General features: G+C 44.5%; 18 protein-coding genes. All 18 read right to left on the minus strand.

What is annotated here, in order from left to right:
* Window positions 1-234: 234 nt before the first annotated feature.
* Complete coding sequence (locus tag WJ238_RS06875; RefSeq protein WP_337606512.1) at window positions 235-3,234, minus strand: NlpC/P60 family protein; 3,000 nt, start codon at window positions 3,232-3,234, stop codon at window positions 235-237.
* A 35-nt stretch (window positions 3,235-3,269) separates the two neighbouring features.
* Window positions 3,270-4,181, minus strand: a complete 912-nt coding sequence (locus tag WJ238_RS06880) for a nucleotidyltransferase family protein (protein WP_337606513.1) — start codon at window positions 4,179-4,181, stop codon at window positions 3,270-3,272.
* Window positions 4,182-4,196: 15 nt separating this feature from the next.
* The gene (locus WJ238_RS06885; RefSeq protein WP_316266669.1) at window positions 4,197-4,610 is read right to left on the minus strand and encodes a GtrA family protein; all 414 of its coding nucleotides are present in this window, start codon (window positions 4,608-4,610) and stop codon (window positions 4,197-4,199) included.
* Between the two features lie 3 nt (window positions 4,611-4,613).
* A complete protein-coding gene (locus WJ238_RS06890) occupies window positions 4,614-4,877 on the minus strand; it encodes an HPr family phosphocarrier protein (RefSeq protein WP_230106587.1) in 264 nt (87 codons plus the stop codon).
* Window positions 4,878-4,894: 17 nt separating this feature from the next.
* Window positions 4,895-6,139 (minus strand): CdaR family protein, encoded by a 1,245-nt coding sequence (locus tag WJ238_RS06895; protein WP_230106588.1) that lies wholly within the window; start codon window positions 6,137-6,139, stop codon window positions 4,895-4,897.
* The gene (gene cdaA / locus WJ238_RS06900) at window positions 6,117-7,001 is read right to left on the minus strand and encodes a diadenylate cyclase CdaA (RefSeq protein ID WP_230106589.1); all 885 of its coding nucleotides are present in this window, start codon (window positions 6,999-7,001) and stop codon (window positions 6,117-6,119) included. Before cdaA ends, WJ238_RS06895 begins: the two co-directional genes overlap by 23 nt.
* Window positions 7,002-7,042: 41 nt before the next feature.
* Complete coding sequence (locus tag WJ238_RS06905; protein ID WP_316270725.1) at window positions 7,043-8,185, minus strand: hypothetical protein; 1,143 nt, start codon at window positions 8,183-8,185, stop codon at window positions 7,043-7,045.
* Window positions 8,185-8,583, minus strand: coding sequence for a hypothetical protein (locus WJ238_RS06910; RefSeq protein WP_337606514.1), 399 nt, complete (start codon window positions 8,581-8,583; stop codon window positions 8,185-8,187). The genes WJ238_RS06905 and WJ238_RS06910 overlap by 1 nt, the downstream gene beginning before the upstream one ends.
* A 60-nt stretch (window positions 8,584-8,643) precedes the next feature.
* Entirely contained in the window at window positions 8,644-9,363 is a 720-nt protein-coding gene (locus tag WJ238_RS06915) for a ComF family protein (RefSeq protein WP_337606515.1), read from the minus strand.
* A 6-nt stretch (window positions 9,364-9,369) separates the two neighbouring features.
* Complete coding sequence (gene recD2, locus WJ238_RS06920) at window positions 9,370-11,586, minus strand: SF1B family DNA helicase RecD2 (protein WP_230106593.1); 2,217 nt, start codon at window positions 11,584-11,586, stop codon at window positions 9,370-9,372.
* Between the two features lie 129 nt (window positions 11,587-11,715).
* Window positions 11,716-12,705, minus strand: a complete 990-nt coding sequence (locus WJ238_RS06925) for a rod shape-determining protein (RefSeq protein WP_230106594.1) — start codon at window positions 12,703-12,705, stop codon at window positions 11,716-11,718.
* Window positions 12,706-12,858: 153 nt separating this feature from the next.
* Entirely contained in the window at window positions 12,859-15,702 is a 2,844-nt protein-coding gene (uvrA, locus tag WJ238_RS06930; RefSeq protein WP_316266661.1) for an excinuclease ABC subunit UvrA, read from the minus strand.
* Window positions 15,703-15,715: 13 nt separating this feature from the next.
* Window positions 15,716-17,707, minus strand: coding sequence for an excinuclease ABC subunit UvrB (gene uvrB, locus WJ238_RS06935; protein ID WP_316266659.1), 1,992 nt, complete (start codon window positions 17,705-17,707; stop codon window positions 15,716-15,718).
* A 176-nt stretch (window positions 17,708-17,883) separates the two neighbouring features.
* Complete coding sequence (gene rhuM / locus WJ238_RS06940; protein ID WP_337606521.1) at window positions 17,884-18,387, minus strand: RhuM family protein; 504 nt, start codon at window positions 18,385-18,387, stop codon at window positions 17,884-17,886.
* A 9-nt stretch (window positions 18,388-18,396) separates the two neighbouring features.
* The gene (locus WJ238_RS06945) at window positions 18,397-18,624 is read right to left on the minus strand and encodes a virulence RhuM family protein (RefSeq protein ID WP_337606516.1); all 228 of its coding nucleotides are present in this window, start codon (window positions 18,622-18,624) and stop codon (window positions 18,397-18,399) included.
* Between the two features lie 406 nt (window positions 18,625-19,030).
* Complete coding sequence (locus tag WJ238_RS06950) at window positions 19,031-19,582, minus strand: hypothetical protein (RefSeq protein WP_337606517.1); 552 nt, start codon at window positions 19,580-19,582, stop codon at window positions 19,031-19,033.
* Between the two features lie 21 nt (window positions 19,583-19,603).
* The gene (locus WJ238_RS06955) at window positions 19,604-19,909 is read right to left on the minus strand and encodes a sensor histidine kinase (RefSeq protein WP_337606519.1); all 306 of its coding nucleotides are present in this window, start codon (window positions 19,907-19,909) and stop codon (window positions 19,604-19,606) included.
* A gap of 238 nt (window positions 19,910-20,147) precedes the next feature.
* On the minus strand, window positions 20,148-20,585 hold the full coding sequence (locus tag WJ238_RS06960) for an RNA polymerase sigma factor (RefSeq protein ID WP_337606520.1): 438 nt from the start codon (window positions 20,583-20,585) through the stop codon (window positions 20,148-20,150).
* Window positions 20,586-21,048: the final 463 nt, after the last annotated feature.

The raw sequence follows: 21,048 nt of genomic DNA on the forward strand, positions 1-21,048 counted from the left end.
GGGCGCTTTATGCATTATTTCCTCTTTTCTCATACAACGTGCAAGCTCGAATCCTTCGGATTCTCGCTCGCGGGCTTTCGCCCTATAAAAATGCAAGATGTCCAAATTGCATGCAAGCATTCATTTGTCCCTCTTACATTTTTGCACGGTTCATTGCCTACGCGGATATTATACCATATAAAAATAAAGGATAGCAAGGAAATGCCCCTGCTATCCTTTATTTTCCACGGTTTTCTATACAAAAGGTCTTACGACTCCTTTGATATTCGATCTCTGTCCGTTTTGTACCGGCCATACTACAACCTGATTCGGCCAGGATTCGATTACCTGATTGTTTCCAAGATAGATCGCTACATGGATCACTACTCCGGAGCTGTTCTGATAGAAGATCAGATCGCCCCTCTGTCTCTGACTATATGGTACATGCTTAAACTTCGGTGATGCCCACATATTTCTCGACTCATACTCATAACCCGGGTGAGCGTGTCTTACCGGATTGATAGGAGAAATATCAAGTCCGGCTCCATAAAGAGCCTGCATCACAAGTCCACTGCAGTCGATTCCGGTTCCCGGAGGGCCGGATGCTCCGATCACATAGGCTGTTCCCATGTAAGAATAAGCGGTGCTGATCATCGCCTCAATATGGTCAGATCTCGTACTGTCTCGATTCACCTTCATAGGACTTACATACGCGCCCCACTGTTCCCACTGTACCTGGTTAAATCCAAGCTTCAGCCAGGTCAGAAGATCCACATTTCCGGTCTGGCTCAAACCATTTTTCCTCTGGAAATTGCGGACGGCATTCTGCACATTGGTTCCGTAAAAAGCTCCGCCCATGCCGATTCCACTTCCAAGGCCAAGCTTCCGGATAACCTGCATTACCTTTACCCCTTCAAAGCCGTAGGAAAGATTATATCCTCCTCCGGTGAGGGTGATGGAATCCTTAATCTGATAATACTGACTCGGATTTTGATATCTCCGCTTTTTCATATTCGTATAGTAATTGCTGTTTGGTCCCGGCGCATTGGCATCCTTGGACACCAGTCTGATCTGCAGTGCTTCCAGACGGTAACCAATGTCGGTCGTACCAGCTGCCTGTCCGTTTTTCGCCCAGCCAAGCCAACCGTATTTCTCTACATGAGCGCGGTAATAGATATCATAGTATTTTGCCAGGTCGCCGGACAGAGAAATTTTAACCGCCTCCATACCGTACTTACCATCTGTACATCCGTTTACCGTATCCAGTCCGGTAGCTTCCTGCCATCCCAGGCTGGACAGATGCGTAGCATAGCTAATCTCTCCTTCCGGCATGTTTTCTGTTCTCCGGTTCAAATGCAGCGTAATATTTTCCAGTCTCTTTCCCTGGCCAGTTGTTCCCAATGTTCCGCCCATCTGGACTGCTCCGCTGTCACCTTTTCCCTGTATAGTTCCGGAATAGGTAAAGTCTGCTGCCTGGTACCCTTCAATATATTTTTGACCGCTTGTGTCCGGCGCTTTCCCGCCTTTCTCTACAAGCTGAATGCGGATTGCCTCAATCCGTTTGCTCAAATCTGTACTTCCTGCGATCTCGCCGTTAGATGCATAATTGATCCATCCGATCTTGGACATATGAACGCTGTAATATACATCGTAGTGGTCTTTTAACGCTCCAGTCAATTGGATCTGGATAGCCTCCATCCGTTTTGCCTGATCTGTTGTTCCGGCAATCTGTCCGTCTCTTTTCCAATCCTGCCATCCGTAGCTCTGTACAAAGGTACGGTACTCAATACTTCCTTCATATGTATTGTCCGGAATCTGGATCTTAATGGCTTCCAGACGTTTCGCCTGGCCGGTTACGCCAGCCACTTCGTTGTCGTATTTTGCCGTCTGCCAGCCGACAGACTGAGAATGTGCGCTATAAGAAACCAATGGATATTTATAGCTCTCTGCGCCAATTTCAGGTGCTTCATCACCTTTTTTCACAAGACGGATTTCCAGTGCTTCCAGACGCTTTCCATATCCGGCGCTTCCGGCTTTCTCTCCATTACTTGTCCAGCCAAGCCATCCATAACTCTGTACATGGGCGCGGTAATAGATGTCGTAATAATCCGCCATATCTCCTGTCAGACGGATCTGAATGGCCTCCAGACGTTTCGCCTGACCGGTTGTTCCGGCAAGTTCACCGTTTTTCTTCCACCCCTGCCAGCCAATAGACTGCACATGAGTCTGGTATTCGATTCCGCCTTCGTATTCACTGTCCGGCAGTTTGATTTTAATGGCTTCCATTCTTTTAGCCTGACCGGTTACTCCGGCCTGCTGTCCGTTAAATCTTTCGCCCTGCCAGCCGATGGACTGGGAATGAGCATTATAAGAAATAACAGGATACTTGTAACTGTCACCTTCACCTTCCGGCGCTGCTGCTCCCTTTTCTACAATACAGATCTCAATAGCTTCCAAACGTTTTGCATAGCCCAGGCTTCCGGACTTATCTCCGTTGCTTGTCCAGTTAAGCCATCCATAACTCTGCACATGGGTTCGGTAGTAAATATCATATTTATCTGCCAATGTACCTGTCAGACGGATCTGAACAGCTTCCAGTCTCTTAGTCTGGCCAGTTGTTCCGGCAGTCTCTCCGTTCTTCTTCCAGTCCTGCCAGCCATAGCTCTGCACGTGGGCGCGGTACTCAATTCCATCCTCGCCCTCTGCACCGTCAATTTTAAGTTCCAGCGCTTCCAGACGTTTTGCCTCGCCTTCTGTTCCGATCCATGTATCTTCTTGATTCTCGGCCCATTCATTCCAGCCGTAGCTCTGCACATGTGCACGATACATAAGTACCGGGGCTGTCGGCTCTTCTACTTCTCCGGGATCTTCCGGATTTCCGCTTTCGCCTGTATTTCCTTCGTCTCCGGTTTCTCCGGACTCACCCTGATCCTGGGAATCTCCCGGTTGTTCTGTTCCTTCCTCTCCTGAAGGATTGCCGGGATTTGCAGTTTCATCAGACCCTGACGGTTCCTGATCTTCTCCTTCTGCCGGAGTCTGACCAGGCTCTGTTACAGTTCCGTCGTTTTCACCGGCTCCTTCCCCTGGCAATTGTGTCTCTTCTCCGGTTCCATCTGTCACTTCCTGGCTGCTCTGTCCTTCTTCCAGAACTGCTGTCTGGTATTCTCCGCCCGGCGCTGCCGCCAGACTGGTTCCTGCAGTGCCGAAGGCCAAAACGGCACTGAGCACAATCGCTGTTATCTGTTTCCTCTTCACAACATCTCACCCCACAATAAAAGTATATTTTTTGATCAGAAGGTCTTACAATAAGCACCTGACTCGATCAGTTTTCTGATCTCTCTTGTCACATCTTCCTTATCTTCTTTATAAGTCACTCCAAACCAGCGGTCTGTTGACTGCAGCACTTCAACCTGAATCCTTCCCTCTTTCAGCAGTCCGCCGATGATCGTTGGCAGCAAATACTCTTTTTTCTGCTCATTTTCTTCCAGCTCATCCAGAAAGGCATTAAATCCAGTTTCCAGTACATCAAGAAAATCCGGCGTCAGTCCCCACATGTTCATAGAAACTTCTGACTCTACATCAATCTTTCTTGGGCTGCCTTCTCCCCGTACTTCAGCGCCGTCAGACGTCTTAACAATATTGTGGGTTTCTTCAATATCTGCAAGCATCCGATTGTTGTCTACTCTGCAGATCCCCCGTGTAACGCCCCCGTTTTCACTCAGCGTATTTTTCAATACAAATCCCACCATGCAGGCGTGAAGGCCTTCCCGTTCTTTCTGATCTGTCAGATATCTGTAAGCTTCCTGGTATGCTTCTTTTCCATAATAGTCATCTGCATTGATGACAAGAAATGGTTCATTTACAACATCTTTACAGCACAGGATCGCCTGCCCGGTACCCCACGGCTTTGTCCGGTCCGGAAATTTTCTGCTGAATCTTTCCGGAATATTGCCGATCTCCTGATATGCATAATTCACGCTGACCTTTTTTTCTATCCGGTTGCCGATCACTTCTTTAAAATCCTTTTCCAGATCTTTTCTGATGACAAATACAACCTTATCAAAACCAGCTTCCATTGCATCATATATGGAATAATCCATAATGATCTCTCCATTTGGACCTACAGGCTCCAGCTGCTTGATCCCTCCCCCGAATCTGCTGCCGATACCGGCAGCCATAATCACTAATGTCGCTTTCCCCATTTTCTTTTGCTCCTTTTAATTTGTCTTAAATACATACGCTCTTTGCCCAATATAGTTCAAAAGCGTAAAAAGCACCATTCCGACAACCATTGCAAGATTGTCCCGAAGCGCCCCCTGCTGTCCCTGCAGCATCCATGTAACTGCAGGTTTTGCAATGCCATATGCAACCAGGTAACAGAGAGAGATATTCAGTACAAATTTCAAAACCTGGCTCAAAGATTTCTTTTTACTTTCAAAAGTAAAATACTTATTCAAAAAATAGCTGAGTATACTTCCCACAACATAATTTGATGCCGAAGAAATCCAATAGCTCTGGTGAAACACATTATACATGATAAACATAACCGCTGTTCCAACAACTGTATTGATCACACCTACAACCATGAATTTCAGGAAACGAATATCCAGCCATTTTTTTATCTTATTCATTTTTTATTCTCCAAGGCCGTCTTCCACAGCCTGTACCATTGCTGCGAGAGCCTCCTCTTCATCCGGTCCCTCGCAGATCAATTCAATTTCATCACCCTTTTTAATGCATGCCCCAAGAACACTCAGCACACTTTTAGCATTTGCTGTTGTCGTATCATGCTGAAATGAAATCTTACAGTCAAATTTCACTGCAACGTTGCAGAAGATCCCCGCAGGCCTTAGGTGAAGGCCTGTAGGATTATTGACTGTCACTTTTTTACTTACCATAGTGCCAAACCTCCGAATTATTCCTTTTCTTCCAGCGTAATCTTAATCTTTATCTGGCTTTCCAGAGAACATCCGTCCGGAAGGGGAATATCAACTCCCAGCTCATATTCTCCGGCTTTCTTATAATCTTTCAAATCAATACTTGCTTTTATTTCTGATATATCAAGGCCATCCAGCACTTCCTGCGGACCCCTGACATGGATTTCCAGATCTTCTCCCTCTCCGTAATTCAGGGTCAGGTTCTCATCCAGATTATTCACAGTAATAGAGCCTACCGGAAGATCAAAGCTTTTCGTTCCGTCTTTTTCTACGCGTATAGTTACAAGGACATTATTTCCCGACTCGTCTACAAGTCTTGTTCCTTCCGGAAGATAAGAGGTAATATCTATCGTCCGTTCCGTTCTCTGTGAAATATCCTGTGCCTCCACAGCATCAGCAGGAATGGAAATTTTTTCTATTCCCTCCAATACGCTCTGCTCCCCTGCAATTTGTATTTCTTCCGGAGTCCATGTCACATCGGCCACAGAGTAACCTGATGCGGCAGTAATGCCTGAAGTATCCACCTCTACCGGTATACTTGCCGTCTGATACAGCGTCACATGAACTTTTACACCTGTCGTACCCAGATTATTGCCGATCTGCTCCGGATTGATCTCACTGTTGTCCGAATCATAATAGACAACAGATGCATCCAGTGTTGTATCATGAGACAATCCTGTAATATCCACCTCTGCCACAACACGGCTTATACTGTCTATAACAGATTCCGGTCCGTTTACATTAATTCTCTCTGGATCAGCCTGCACGCCGCCGAGAACATAGCCGTCTCTGACTGTTCCTGTTGTAGTAACGCTGATAGGGAAGGTATTACTCTTATTATTTTCTATCTTTACCTGAAGATTTCTCGGATTTGCAGAAGCACTGTCAATATCAAATCCCGGAATCTCAATCTGGATCGGTACTTGTGACTCCAGATACAGTTCCTTCATATCAGCTGTTGCAACGATATCTTCCGCTTTTATTTTTTCCAGCTCCGAGCGCTTTGCATATACCGTCACACTGATCTTATCTGTATTTTCAATGATCTGATACGACTTTTGATCCTGCGTGATAATTTCCGGATGTTCCACAGTAACCGGTATGCCATCGAATGTCGCATCGGTGATCGGATTGTCGATATTCACTACAATCAACCATAGCAGCAGTGCAAACAGAAAGGCAAGCAGCTTCAGGCCAAGATTATTCATCAGACTTTTTTTCATGACTCAGCCTTCCTTTCCATTTTGCCAGTACACTGCGTGACTCGCTTTTTTTATTCTGTATATCTTCAAGATACTCCCGAAGTTTTTCCTTCGAAATATTTCTGTCCAGTCTTCCTCCCTGGGCTACGGAAACATATCCTGTCTCTTCTGACACAACAATGATCAGCGCATCACTCACTTCACTCATGCCTACTGCAGCCCGGTGCCTTGTTCCGAGATCCTTACTAAGTCCCATATTATCCGATAAAGGCAGATAGCACGTTGCTGAAACAATTCGATCATTTCTTATAATAATAGCACCGTCATGAAGCGGAGTGTTGTGTTCAAAAATATTGACAAGGACCTGGCTTGATACAATACAGTCCATTCGAATCCCGGTACTTTCATACTCCGTCAGTTTGATCGCCTGCTCCACAACAATCAGGGCGCCTGTCTTAGCCCGCCCCATAATATAGGAAGCTTCCACAATTCCATCAATTGTCGCCTCACTGAATCTGCCCTTATCCTTTGCGCTTTCAAAAGGTACAACTGCCGCAATAAATTTTCTCTCTCCCAATTTTTCCAACGCGCGGCGCAGCTCCGGCTGAAACACTACTATGATGACAGTTGCAAGAACAGTAAGTGAATTTTTCGCCAGCCATAATATCGTATGCATCTGAAAGACAAACGCCAAAAGAATGAATACACCAAGAACCACAATTCCCTTCAGCAGCATCCAAGCTTTCGTGTTTTTGATCCAGATCATCAGCTGATAAACAAGAAACGCAATAATAATAATTTCAATAATATCTGTAATATGCATTTCCGGAAAATAAGAGCCTTTTATGTATCTGTCAAAAAACTGTGTGATCCTTGCTTCCATTCTTTCACCCCCTATCTTTTTAATCTGGCGGAATCAGATCTCTATTTTTCGTTATCATCATTATCCAGATTCAGCTCCTCCCGGAGAACCTTCGTTAGCAGAAGATGTTCTGTATTCCCCTCAATCTTACTGCTCTTTTTCTTAGGCGCACGTTTCCTTTTCTCCGGAACCGCCTCTCCTGGTTCCCGGACGCTTTGTTCCCGGGCATTCTTTTTCCGGATTTCTTCCGTATCGATAATTTCTGTTTCCTGGCTTTCTCCCCTCTTATTAATGCGCTTAACTGTTTTTTCCGGCGCACTTACCACAATCTTAGGAACCGCCTTGACGTAGTAATAATATTCATCGTCTTCATACTGTACACTCTCACATCTGGAATAATCCACAGAAAAGAACAGAAATTCCAAAACAAGCCCTACAATAACAGCTGCAATATTTCCAAGAATCAATTCCAGATATGACACTTTTACACCCAACATCATGCTTCCCGCAAATACAATCGCAATACCGGCAACAGCACCGGCTGCCACAGCAGTTTTCCAGGCATAATTAATCGCCATCCGGCGCACGGTATACACAAGCAGCAAAACAATAATAAAAGCAAACACAGACACGATCATTTCTTTATTTTGAAATACCTGCTGTGCATAGGAAGTTACCTGTGAGATCATTCCTGCCGCTCCTTCTCCTTTCAGAGAAGAGGCCGCTTCCTTCAGGTAATCGGTCATATAAAATACAATTGTTCCGAATATGATCGGAACTGCATATACCGGAGTCCCTACAAGGCCAAAGGCTATCGGGATCACATAAGGAATTTTCAGCATAAATGCCAGCGGCGTCAGAAGCACCACCAAAGCCGTCTTGGGACTGAACCGAAGATAAAAAATGAACATGATCAAAAAGATAACTGCTGTAACAGCCATGATTCCCACTGACACTGCTGTCATCTGTACCAGAGTCAACACCGCTGCTGCAAGAACAGTCACGATCATTGGCAAAAATGCACAGATCACAGAAAGTCCTAATGTAATCAGAGGATTAGAGAGCAATTTCATAAATCCCATATTATGATTGATCATATAGAACGTCAGTAAAGCAACAATAAACTGAAGCGCTTTATTGATATATTTGGAATTTTTAGCATAAAACTGCTGTATCTCTCCTCGCAACACATATAAATTGTCCATTATTCTTTGTTCTCCTTTTCATATATCTTCAATAAGCGGATCAGTCCGTGGTTATACCTTTTCATACGCATCCGGGCATCCCGGTGTTTTCCGCTTGAAATCTTTCTTGTCACAAGAATTGTCACAATAAGGGCCGCCACATAAGCCACAACAGCTACTGCCGCAAGCACCAACATTGTAGTCAACGTCAGATTTTCCAGCAAACTGTTCATTGCTGCCAGACCAATCAATAGAATAACGCATCCATATCCCACTGTTGTCCACAAAATTGTTGCAACCGTTTTCATACTTATGTAGTCCTTTTTATAATATGCGCTGATCTTCATATCTTCTCTGCCTTCCTTTTGTTCATACAGCGCAAGTTTTGTCATCAATCTGACTTTTCGTTTATCTAACATATTTCACCTCAAAGAGAACCATAGTCACAGATTTACTCATTATTCTCAGTATATCAAATCTCAGTATCCTTGTCCAATACTTATAGTTAAAAAGTAGACTTTTTCAGCTCCGGCCTTTTTCAGGCTTATGGCGGCGCTGTCTATCGTATTTCCGGTAGTGTAAATATCATCCACCAGAAGCACATTCCTTCCGGAAAGCTCCTTTCCGGTCCACCAAAAAGCATTTTTCAAATTTTCCCGCCGCTCCCGATTCCCAAGTTCTTTCTGCGGAATCGTATCAACCGTCCGCTGCAGATGAACCGTATCCGCCGTTATCCCAAGTAACTGTGAAAGCCCTTCCGCCAGGAGGTCGGCCTGATTAAATCCTCTTTGCTTTTTCCGCTTTCTGCTCAATGGAATGGGAATAATAAGAGAAATCCGCCATCCAACTACATATTTCCCGAATTTTTTTGCCAGTTCTTCTGTGTAAAACTGACTGTATATCCTTCTATTCTGATATTTAAACCGGTAGATGGAAGTCCTTACCTGTTTTTCATGTTTCCAAAGCGAAAGACCTCTCTCATAAAAATGCCGGGTATGGAGACAGTCAAAACAGTATTCGCTGCTTTCACTCCTTATAGGCTTCCCACATTTTTTACAGCGCGGCTCCCGGATATACCACACCTCTCTGGCACAGGTCCTGCAAATTCTTCTTTCTGTCACCTCGCCGCAAAAGGGACAAGTGTGGGGATAGAGAAGATCCAGTATCTTCTCCCCCGCCTTTTTTAACATTTTCTTCATTTTTGTTTACTGGCAAAATTCACGGATCCGCTCTGAAAGACTTGTATTTCTGTTCTGCTCACTGATATTCTGTATCATATCCTGAAATACAGTCTCACTTCCCACAATCGTCACACACTTTTTCGCCCTTGTCACTGCCGTATACAGAAGATTCCTGTTATAGAGCTGCCGCGGCCCTGACAAAAGGGGCATCACTACTGCCGGATACTCGCTTCCCTGGGATTTATGGATCGTGATGGCATAAGCCAGCTCCAGCTCATCCAGCATTTCAAAAGGGTATGTAACAACACGATGTTCGTCATACTCTACGGACATAGTCTCTTCATAGGAATTAATCTCTTTTACAATTCCCATATCGCCGTTAAATATTCCCACACCTTTATCTATCGTCATACCATATCTTGTTGTAATTTCCCACTCCAGCTGATAGTTGTTTTTAATCTGCATCACCTTATCGCCGGTACGAAACTTTTTTTCTCCATACTCTTTCTCCGCTTTGGACGGTGCCGGAGGATTGAGATATTCCTGAAGAATATGATTTAAACGCTCCACCCCAAGGAGCCCCTTTCTCATAGGCGTCAATACCTGTATGTCATAAGGCTCCGCCTGTACATACCCAGGCAGCTTCTTCTGGATCAGAGTCAGAAGTACACTGATGATGGTATTGGCATCCTGACGTTTCAAAAAGAAGAAATCTCTGCTTTTATTGTCCAGGATGACGGCTTCGCCCCGGTTGATCTTATGAGCATTTACTACAATATCGCTCTCCTGAGCCTGACGGAAGATCTTCGTCAGCATAACTACAGAAAAGCAATGGGAAGCCAGCATGTCTTTCAGCACACTTCCAGGCCCCACAGAGGGCAGCTGGTTCGCGTCTCCCACAAGAACAAGCCTTGTACCCACACTTACAGCACGCAGAAGGGCATGCATCAAAGGGAGATCCACCATGGACATTTCATCGATAATAATGACGTCCGCCTCCAAAGGATTTTCCTCATTTCTCTGAAAACCGCCGGAAGGACCATCCTCTTCCGGCGCTCCTGCTACTTCCAGCAGGCGATGGATCGTCTGGGCTTCGCATCCTGTTGTTTCAGTCATTCTCTTGGCCGCCCGCCCCGTGGGCGCTGCCAGACAGATATCCAGCCCTTCACTTTCAAAATAGCGGATCATAGCATTGATGGTAGTGGTTTTTCCTGTTCCGGGTCCGCCGGTCAGAATGAACACTCCCCTTCTTACCGCCTCCACCACAGCCGTCCTCTGGCGTTCATCCAGCGGCATGTCCATATTTTTTTCAATCGCCTGCAGGCGACGGAGTACCGCCGCCTCTGAAATGTCGCTGCTGATATTCAGATCATGGAGCATCTTTGCCGTATTCAGTTCCATGTAATAGTAATTAGACGGGTATACTCTTCTATCATTTTCCCCTTCCTTCAGCACAATCTTTCTCTCCATTGCCAGATCCATAAGGTATTTCTCAATATGCTGAATCTCTACTTCCAGAAGATCCCCTGCGCGTCTTAGAAGCACCTGTTCCGGCAAATAGACATGTCCCTCTGCCACGCTCTGAAGAAGCGTATAAAAAATACCGCTCCGTATCCGGTAATCCGAATCTGTATGGATACCTATTTTCCGTGCGATCTCATCCGCCGTTTTAAATCCCACGCCGGAAATATCATCTGCCATCTGATAAGGATTTTCCTCCATAACCCGGTAAATGCGATTCCCGTAATATTGATAGATCTTTGCCGCAAGAGAAGTGGAAATTCCATATTTCTGCAGATAGATCATCGCCTGTCTCATGTCCTTCTTTTCCTCTACCTGCTGTGCAATTTCTCTTGCTTTTCTCTCACTGATCCCTTTTACCTCTGCCAGCCTTTCCGGCTCTTCTTCAATAATGCGAAAGGTATCTTCCTTAAATTTTCTCACAATCCTTCCCGCCAGAGCTGCACCCAGCCCTTTGATGGCTCCGGATCCCAGATAACGCTCAATGGAAATGAGATCTTCCATTTCGCAGACTTCCGAAGTTTTTACCTGCAGCTGCATGCCGTACAGGGAATGCAGCACATATTCTCCTGTCAGCTTCAGAAGCTCTCCTTCTCCGATGTAAGGAAATGTTCCCACACATGTCAGATCTCCGTCCTCATTATTCAAATTGAATACCGTATATCCATTATCCTCATTCCGGAAGACAATGTGCTCCACGTATCCTTTTATCTCCTCCATATATCCTCTTTCATCTTCCTTTCGCCAGGATTGCACCAAATGGAAAAAAAGCCGCCGGAAATGCCTTCCGCCGGCAATTTAACTCTCTTTTCAGGATCGCTTTCCTGAAATTCATCTTTCTGAAATCTCTTACAGTTCTTTTCGCCCGCTCAAAAATTCCACAAACTGTCCGGTACCGATAGCCACTACTTTCATCGGATCTTCCGCTGTCATCGTATTGATACCGGTACGCTCTTCGATCAACTCTTCCAGCCCCCGCAGCATAGCTCCGCCGCCGGTCAGAACGATCCCCCTGTCAAGAATATCAGCTGACAGTTCCGGAGGAGTACGTTCCAGCACACTGATAACAGCCTCTACAATCTGGCTCGTCGTTTCGCGAAGTGCCTCCTCTGTTTCTGATGAAGTTACGGTCACTGTCTTTGGAAGTCCGGTAACAAGGTTCCTTCCTCTCACCTCCATAGACTCTTCCTCCACCAGAGGATAGGTTGTACCAATTTTGATCTTAATATCTTCTGCAGTTCTCTCACCGATCAGAAGATTATGTTTCTTTCTCATATAGCGGACAATTGCTTCGTCAAAATCATCTCCTGCAATCTTTATGGAGGTATTGACTACTGTTCCTCCAAGAGAGATCACAGCAATATCCGATGTCCCGCCTCCGATATCAACGATCATATTTCCACACGGCTTGGAAATATCAATTCCGGCGCCGATGGCCGCTGCAACCGGCTCCTCGATCAGCAGAACTTCTCTTGCGCCTGCAGCATAGGTTGCCTCTTCCACCGCTTTCTTCTCTACTTCTGTCACCCCGCTGGGCACACAGATACTGATTCTCGGCTTCTTAAATGTGCGGCGCCCCATGGCTTTCTGCACAAAATATTTGATCATTTTTTCGGTAACTGTATAATCCGAGATCACTCCCTGCCGCAGCGGCCGAACTGCCACAATATTTCCCGGAGTTCTCCCAAGCATAAGTCTTGCTTCTTCTCCAATCGCCTTAATGGCATTTGTATCTCTGTCAAATGCAACGACAGATGGCTCCTTTAAAATAACGCCCTTACCTTTTACATATACGAGGACGCTCGCTGTCCCTAAATCAATTCCGATATCTACTGACATCTTTAAATTCCCCTTTCATTTGAGTTATTTATGTCATTTCGTCCCTCATACATCTTTTGTTTGATTATCCCTCATTCACGGATAATATACACCCTCTATGGGCATTTACCATTATAATCAAATTTTCTCAAAATGGAAAGAGTTTTTTTTCGCCTATTTTCTCAGCATCATATCAATATATTTGCCAGTGTAGGACGCCGGATTTTGGGCTATTTCTTCCGGCGTACCGGATGCAACGACCGTACCCCCGCCGTCTCCTCCTTCCGGTCCGATATCGATAATATAATCCGCTGTCTTAATAACATCCAGATTATGCTCAATAACCAGAACCGTATTTCCGTCAGAAGCCAGCCTTCTCAAAATTTCTGTCAGCTTATGCACATCTGCAAAATGAAGTCCTGTCGTTGGCTCATCCAAGATATAGATCGTCTTTCCCGTGCTCCGCTTGCTCAGCTCTGCCGCCAGCTTGATTCTCTGTGCCTCTCCTCCGGAAAGTGTTGTGGATGGCTGTCCCAGCCGAATATAGGAAAGTCCCACATCATACAGTGTTTCCATTTTCCGTCGGATACTCGGCACATGTTCAAAAAATTCCAGCGCCTCCTCCACTGTCATATTCAGTACATCATAAATATTTTTTCCCTTATAGCGTACCTCAAGCGTCTCTCTGTTATAGCGCTTTCCCCCGCAGACCTCACAGGGGACATAGACATCCGGAAGAAAATGCATCTCTATCTTCAAAATACCGTCGCCGCTGCAGGCTTCACATCGTCCGCCCTTTACGTTAAAACTGAATCTTCCTTTTTTGTATCCTCTGGCTTTTGCATCCGGAGTTGCTGCAAAAAGATCCCTGATCAGATCAAAAACTCCTGTATAGGTAGCCGGATTGGATCTTGGCGTACGGCCGATGGGAGACTGATCGATCGCGATCACTTTATCAAGCTGATCTATTCCCTGGATTTCTTTGTGTTTTCCCGGAATGGTCCTTGCACGGTTCAGCTCCTTTGCCAGACGCTTATACAGGATTTCATTTACAAGCGAACTTTTCCCGGATCCGGACACACCGGTAACACATGTCATAACTCCCAGCGGAATATCTACGTCGATATTCTTCAGATTATTTTCCTGCGCACCGATCACCTTCAGCCATCCGGTGGGCGTTTTCCGCTCTTCCGGTACTGGAATTTTCATCCTACCACTTAAATATGCACCGGTTATGGAATTTTTATTCCTCATAATTTCTTTTGCGGTTCCCTGTGCCACCACTTCTCCGCCGTGCTCTCCAGCTCCCGGACCGATATCTACAATATGATCCGCTTCCAGCATGGTATCTTCATCATGCTCTACCACAATAACGGAATTTCCAAGATCCCGCAGATGCTTCAGTGTGGCAAGCAGCTTGTCATTGTCCCTTTGATGAAGACCGATACTGGGCTCATCCAAAATATAAGCTACGCCTACCAGACCGGAACCGATCTGTGTGGCAAGACGGATCCGCTGCGCTTCTCCTCCGGAAAGCGAGCCTGTCGCCCTGGAGAGCGTCAGATAATCCAGTCCCACATCCATCAAGAACTGTATCCTGGCCTGGATTTCCTTCAGGATCTGTCCGCCGATCAGCATCTGTTGATGAGTCAGCTCCAGTTCTTTCAGAAAATGCTGAAGCTTTTCCACAGAAAAGGCTGTGATCTCCGCAATGTTTTTATTTCCCACCGTCACTGCAAGCGATTCCTTTTTTAATCTCTGCCCTTTACACTCATGACAGGGAGTAATCCGCATAAATGTCTCATATTCAGCCTTTGTAATCTCGGAAGAAGTTTCCCGGTACCGCCGTTCCACGCTCCGTATCAGGCCTTCAAATGCCACATCATAAATCCCCTCTCCCCGCTGTCCGCGGTAATGAACTTTTACTTCCTTCCCGTTTGTACCATAAATGAGAATGTCATGTATTTTCTTTGGATAATCCTTAAAAGGCGTGGCAAGGGAAAAATCATATTCCTTTGCCAGAGCTTCCAGGATCGCTCTTGTATAACTTCCTTTGTCGGTACAGGACTGCCATCCAAGTACAACAATAGCCCCTTCGTCAATACTTAAATTCTTATCCGGTATCATAAGATCTTCATCAAATTCCATTTTGTACCCAAGTCCATAACATTCCGGGCAGGCGCCAAAAGGATTGTTGAACGAAAAGCTTCTGGGTTCAATCTCATCAATACTGATCCCACAATCCGGGCAGGCAAAACTCTGGCTGAAATTGATGGGTTCTCCGCCAATAACATCTACTACCAGAAGTCCTTCAGCCAGGTGAAGAACATTTTCTACAGAATCTGTCAGACGCTTTTCAATCCCGGGCCGTACCACAAGGCGGTCTACAATAATTTCGATATTATGTTTGATATTTTTATCCAGTGAAATTTCCTCGGAAAGTTCATACAAATTTCCATCTACTCTCACACGGACATACCCGCTCTTTTTCGCTCTCTCAAAAAGCTTTGCATGGGTTCCTTTTCTCCCCCGCACTACCGGCGCCAGAAGCTGGATCTTTGTACGCTCCGGAAGAGCCATGATCTGATCCACCATCTGATCCACTGTCTGCTTTTTGATCTCTCTCCCGCACTTTGGACAGTGGGGAATCCCGATCCTTGCATAGAGGAGACGGAAATAATCATAAATCTCTGTCACAGTTCCCACTGTGGATCTTGGATTCCGGTTTGTCGATTTCTGATCGATAGATATGGCCGGAGAAAGCCCTTCAATACTTTCCACATCCGGTTTTTCCATCTGTCCTAAAAACTGTCTCGCATAGGACGAAAGGGATTCCATATATCTTCTCTGACCTTCCGCATAAATCGTATCAAAAGCCAGGGAAGATTTTCCCGAGCCGGACAGTCCGGTAAGAACCACCAGCTCATTTCGCGGAATGTCCAGATCTATATTTTTCAGATTATGCTCATTGGCACCTCTGATTTTAATGTATTGTCTGTTTGTTTTCTCTGCTGCCATTTTATGCTCCTTCTTAATCTTCAGCTATGTCATCCAGCTGCTTTTTCAATTCTGTCATCTTATCACGAAGTTCAGCCGCTGCCTCGAAATTAAGTTCGGACGCAGCTTTTCTCATCTGTTTTGTCACATCAGCGATCAGTTTCTCCAGCTCTTTCCGGCTCATGGACTCCGGATCTTTCTCCATGCGCATTTCTTCTGCCGCTACTTTCTTGGAAATACTGATCAGATCGCGGACTGATTTCTGGATTGTTGTCGGCGTAATACCGTGTTCTTCATTGTAAGCCATCTGAATCTGGCGGCGCCTCATAGTCTCATCAATGGCCTGTCTCATAGAGTCTGTCACTGTATCCGCATACATGATCACGTGTCCTTCCGCGTTTCGTGCGGCACGTCCTATGGTCTGGATCAGAGAAGTCTCTGAACGCAGGAACCCTTCCTTGTCCGCATCGAGGATAGCAACCAGCGTAATCTCCGGGATGTCAAGACCTTCTCTTAAAAGGTTGATTCCTACCAGCACGTCAAATACGTCCAAACGCATGTCCCTCACAATTTCCGTCCGCTCCAGCGTATCAATATCCGAGTGCAGATAGCGGACACGGATTCCCAGTTCTTTCATATAATCTGTCAGATCTTCCGCCATGCGTTTCGTAAGTGTGGTAATTAAAATCTTGTTTTTCTTTTCCGTCTCCTTCTTCACTTCTGCCACAAGATCATCGATCTGCCCCTCTACCGGGCGAATTTCCACTTCCGGATCCAGAAGTCCTGTTGGCCGTATCACCTGTTCCGCCCGAAGCAGCTCATGTTCCGCCTCATATGTTCCCGGAGTTGCCGACACAAACATGATCTGGTCGATCCGGTCCTCAAACTCTGAAAAGCTTAAAGGTCTGTTGTCCTTGGCAGAAGGCAGACGGAATCCATAATCCACAAGGGTTGTCTTACGGGACTGATCTCCGTGATACATTGCCCCGATCTGCGGGATTGTCTTATGTGACTCATCAATAATGATAAGGAAGTCGTCCTTAAAGAAATCCATCAAAGTATAAGGAGGCTGTCCCGGAGCAAGCCCCGACAAATGCCTGGAATAGTTTTCAATCCCGGAACAAAATCCCGTCTCCTTAAGCATTTCAATATCAAAATTGGTCCTCTCTGCAATCCTTTGTGCCTCCAGCAGCTTATCTTCTGATTTAAAATACTGCACCCGCTCTTCCAGCTCTTTTTCTATGGCATCCGCAGCCCGCCGGATCTGTTCTGCAGGCACGACATAGTGGGACGCCGGGAAAATAGCAGCATGTTCCAGTTCGCCCTTTATCTCTCCTGTCAGCACATCAATCTGGGTAATCCGGTCAATTTCATCACCGAAGAACTCCACTCTCACAGCGGTTTCCGCCTCATTGGCCGGAATGATCTCCAATACATCCCCCCGCACCCGGAAGGTTCCTCTCTTGAAATCTATCTCATTTCTTTCATATTGAATATCTATCAGCTGGCGGAGCACTTCGTCTCTGTCCTTCTCCATGCCGGGGCGCAAAGAAACCATCATTTTTTCAAAATTTTCCGGCTCACCCAAACCATAAATGCAGGACACGCTGGATACTACGATCACATCTCTTCTCTCCGCCAGAGAAGCTGTTGCCGAAAGGCGCAGCTTGTCGATCTCCTCGTTGATGGAGGAGTCCTTGGCGATATAGGTGTCTGAAGAAGGCACGTAGGCTTCCGGCTGGTAGTAATCATAGTAGGAGACGAAATACTCTACGGCGTTGTTCGGGAAAAATTCCTTGAACTCACCGTAGAGCTGTGCCGCCAGAGTTTTGTTGTGAGCAATGATCAGTGTCGGTTTATTCAATTGCTGGATGACGTTTGCCATTGTAAACGTCTTACCGGAGCCGGTGACTCCCAAAAGAGTCTCACATTGATTTCCTTCTTTAAAACCTTTGACCAGCTTCTCAATCGCCTGCGGCTGATCTCCGGTAGGTTTGTATTCTGATACTAATTTAAAATGATCCATACAAATTCCCCTAATAATTCATTAATACTTGTTTCAAATAAGGTTATTGGTTATAAACATTTTCATAACGCTTTAATTCCCCAACACTTTGCAAGTATTGGTCTTTTTCACGTTATATACTTACAAGATAACTCGTACTATACACTCAACTTTATCAAATATCATATTTGAAAATTTTATTTATATATTTTGTAAGCAAAAGATAATTTATCGCTTGTAGCGCCACGCGATTTTACCGCAATGTCGGTAATTTGGGTCGCTGCAAATTTCCCCTTGTTATTCATCCAAATCAACACTTCTCCAATCTTTACTTCTCTTGTTCTGCTAGTAAAATCAAATTTTGTAAAATCTTTATTTTGAGGTAATTCAAAGATTTCATCATTAAATCCAATCAAACTACCCCCATCTTTATATCCATATATGGATTTTGCTCCACATTCACTCCATCTTGTACAGAATTCGTAATCACCACTACCAATAACAAACTGTCCACTATTATTCTTAAAATTGAAAGACACATTACCAATCATATAGCCTTTTATCGTGAATTCTTCTATAATTCCATTCGCCCATTTTCGGAACTGAACCGCTCTCGGAGAATCGACCTTATTTCCCACAGCAATAATTGCTTTTAAATTATAATGATTTGTGTTATAGCTCTTCCCATCTGAAGCAGTTATTCGAAATTTTCAAATAACTGAATTCTCATCTAATTCTTCATCAGCAAATATCTTCTTCAGATGATAATTAATCGTGTGAGTTTCCACATTATAAAGAAGCCCCATCATTTTCTGGGTCAGCCAAACATTTTCGTCAAAATATATAGCATTAACATCGCTTTCTCCTGTAGCAGTAATAAACGTCAAATACTCTGCTGCCGAAGAACGCACTATAGATATTTCTTTTTTCTTTTTCATATTCTTCACCTTTAAATTCAATACTACAACGTTGTTCAGAAAAATTCCTTAAACTTGCCGTAAGGCTGCACTGCCAGAGTTTTTTATGAGTCATAATAAGGGTTGGTTTTCAGTTACAAAATAATGTTTGCCATTGTAGGCATTTTCCCCGAACTGGCAACTTCCAAAATGCCTATCGTTAATCGTCTTCTTTTTATCCTCTCTGTCTCTTCGCACATTATAGCAAATATACCGGTAAAAGTATATAGGACTAACGGCAAAAAAAGTACAAATGTTCGAATGATCATTTGTACTTTCTGCTCTTTCTTACTATTGTTGTCATGCTGCTGTTAATTATTCTCTTTCTTCTGATTCTTCCACATCTCAACTATAAAACGCCATCTCGCAGATGCAGGATGGCGTTTCTTTAAACTAACAGTCTGTTCCCTTTTTCGCATAATTCATAAATTTCTTCATATTTCTCTTCTATCAGCGGCGCTACTTCTTCTGTTCGCTTCCGCAATATTCTCCGGTAAAGGAAATACGGAAATATCCATCCGAGAAATCCCGGCACCGCAAGAACGATACACAAAGCAATGTGAGGCGGCTGTGCTGTCACTGCAAAGGTGGAACCTCCCATAAAGACTGTGCCTATTACGGCCAGTATAAGCGCATATGCCGTTGCCTGTGATGTTCTGCTCTTTTCTAATGATTTTATGTCCTCCACGCATGCTTCGAAATTTCTCTGTAATCTGGTAAGCTCTGCCTTATTGACGATTTTTCGGTTTCGTTTCAGCCGGATCACAGCTTTTTTGCCTGCTGTATATTTAGCGGAACTTCGTTCCGGCAGATTTTCATCCAACTCCCAACCGAAATTTTCATACCCATCTATTAAAAACGATGCCTGGCTGCTTTCTGCAGTCAGCTCTTTGTATTCATAGCCTACAAATTGTTTCTGCCGGACTTCGTTTGTCTGCATAATACGATCCCTCCTGCTTCTTTATTCCAGCTTTGCTGCTGGCAGCGTTACTGTAAAGGTACTTCCCTTCCCCTCTTCGCTTATCACCTGGATGTCGCCGTCCATAAGCTCCAGCACTCTCTTTACGAGAGCAAGGCCGAGACCATTTCCTTCTTTTGAATGAGAAGTATCTCCCTGATAAAACTTATCAAAAATGTGCTGCAGGCTCTTTTTGCTTATACCGCAGCCTGTATCCGATACAGAAACCGTTACGCAATTCTCGTTGAACGCCTGACGAACTGTAATGACTCCCCCTGGTTCTGTAAATTTGACTGCATTAGATAACAAATTTTTTCGTTTGTCTGCACTAATTTTGATTTCGCCATTTTCGATTCACCTTTCTATTCATTTTCCTTGTTTCATTTGACAGTAAGAAAATAACTCTCCATTGTTAATTTCATGTTTCTCTTATGTTTCTAAAATATTAATTTCTTGATCATTCGAAAAAATAATCTTTTCCCCAAGAGGACAACAGGCAGAAGAAAATATCCTCTTCTCCCGCCCGTTTCCTTTTTAAAAAGTGATATTATCCTCTTTGATCCTTAAAAGGCTGCAGTTTCTTCTTCAGCCGGTGCATCCTCTGATACACGGCGTCTTCCGACAGCTGCGTAAGCTGTGCGATCTCCCTTGTAGAATATCCCTGAATTTTCAGCAAAAGAATTTGCAGCACACTCTGATCCAGCGCAAGCAGTTCATAATATAAATTTCTGCTCTCGATCTCATTGAGAAGATCCAGAACAGTTATAACCTCAATATCCTGTTCCTTTCCTGCCGTATTTTCTATGTACTCTGCCATTTCATTAGAATGCACATAAAAGCGCCTGTCAGAATTAAACTCTATACGGTCATACGCACGGATTTCTGCTATGATCTCTTCATCAACGCCGTTCTCCCGCATGAGCTTTTCTTCTTTTTCTTTCCAGATCTGCCATTTTCGTTCTGCTTTTCCATGATTGTATCCCACTTTTTTTCTCCTTTCCTTAGTCTCTTTGCATCCAGACTAAAAAGGCGGGGCACGGCTTCTTCTAAGCACTGCAGACTCTAATCGGATTCCGGTAAAAAGCAGCAAAAAAAAGACTACAACGGTTGAAAGGCCATTGCAGTCATGAAAAAGAAAACTTCTTTTATCTATTTTTTTAATATCCACTTTAAACAAGAAAAAGCAATATAAACAATTGAACTCAAACAGAGTATTTCTGCCAAATTCCATCTTTTTAATGTCCGGCCCTTTGATGATACTATATAACCCTTACATTGATCAAAGTGTCTTTCTTATATTTTAGACAACAGAGGGGATAGTTTGTCAAGTCTATCCTCTTCAAAATTCTACATTTGTTTTTCAGCCGGTTTTTTCCTACCTAACAAGACGCAAGTCTCCACATGCGGTGATAGATTCTTCTTATACTAAATAACGAAACCGTCACCTT

The organism is Claveliimonas sp. (genome assembly GCF_037273965.1).
GTDB classification, from domain to species: Bacteria; Bacillota; Clostridia; order Lachnospirales; family Lachnospiraceae; genus Claveliimonas; species Claveliimonas bilis.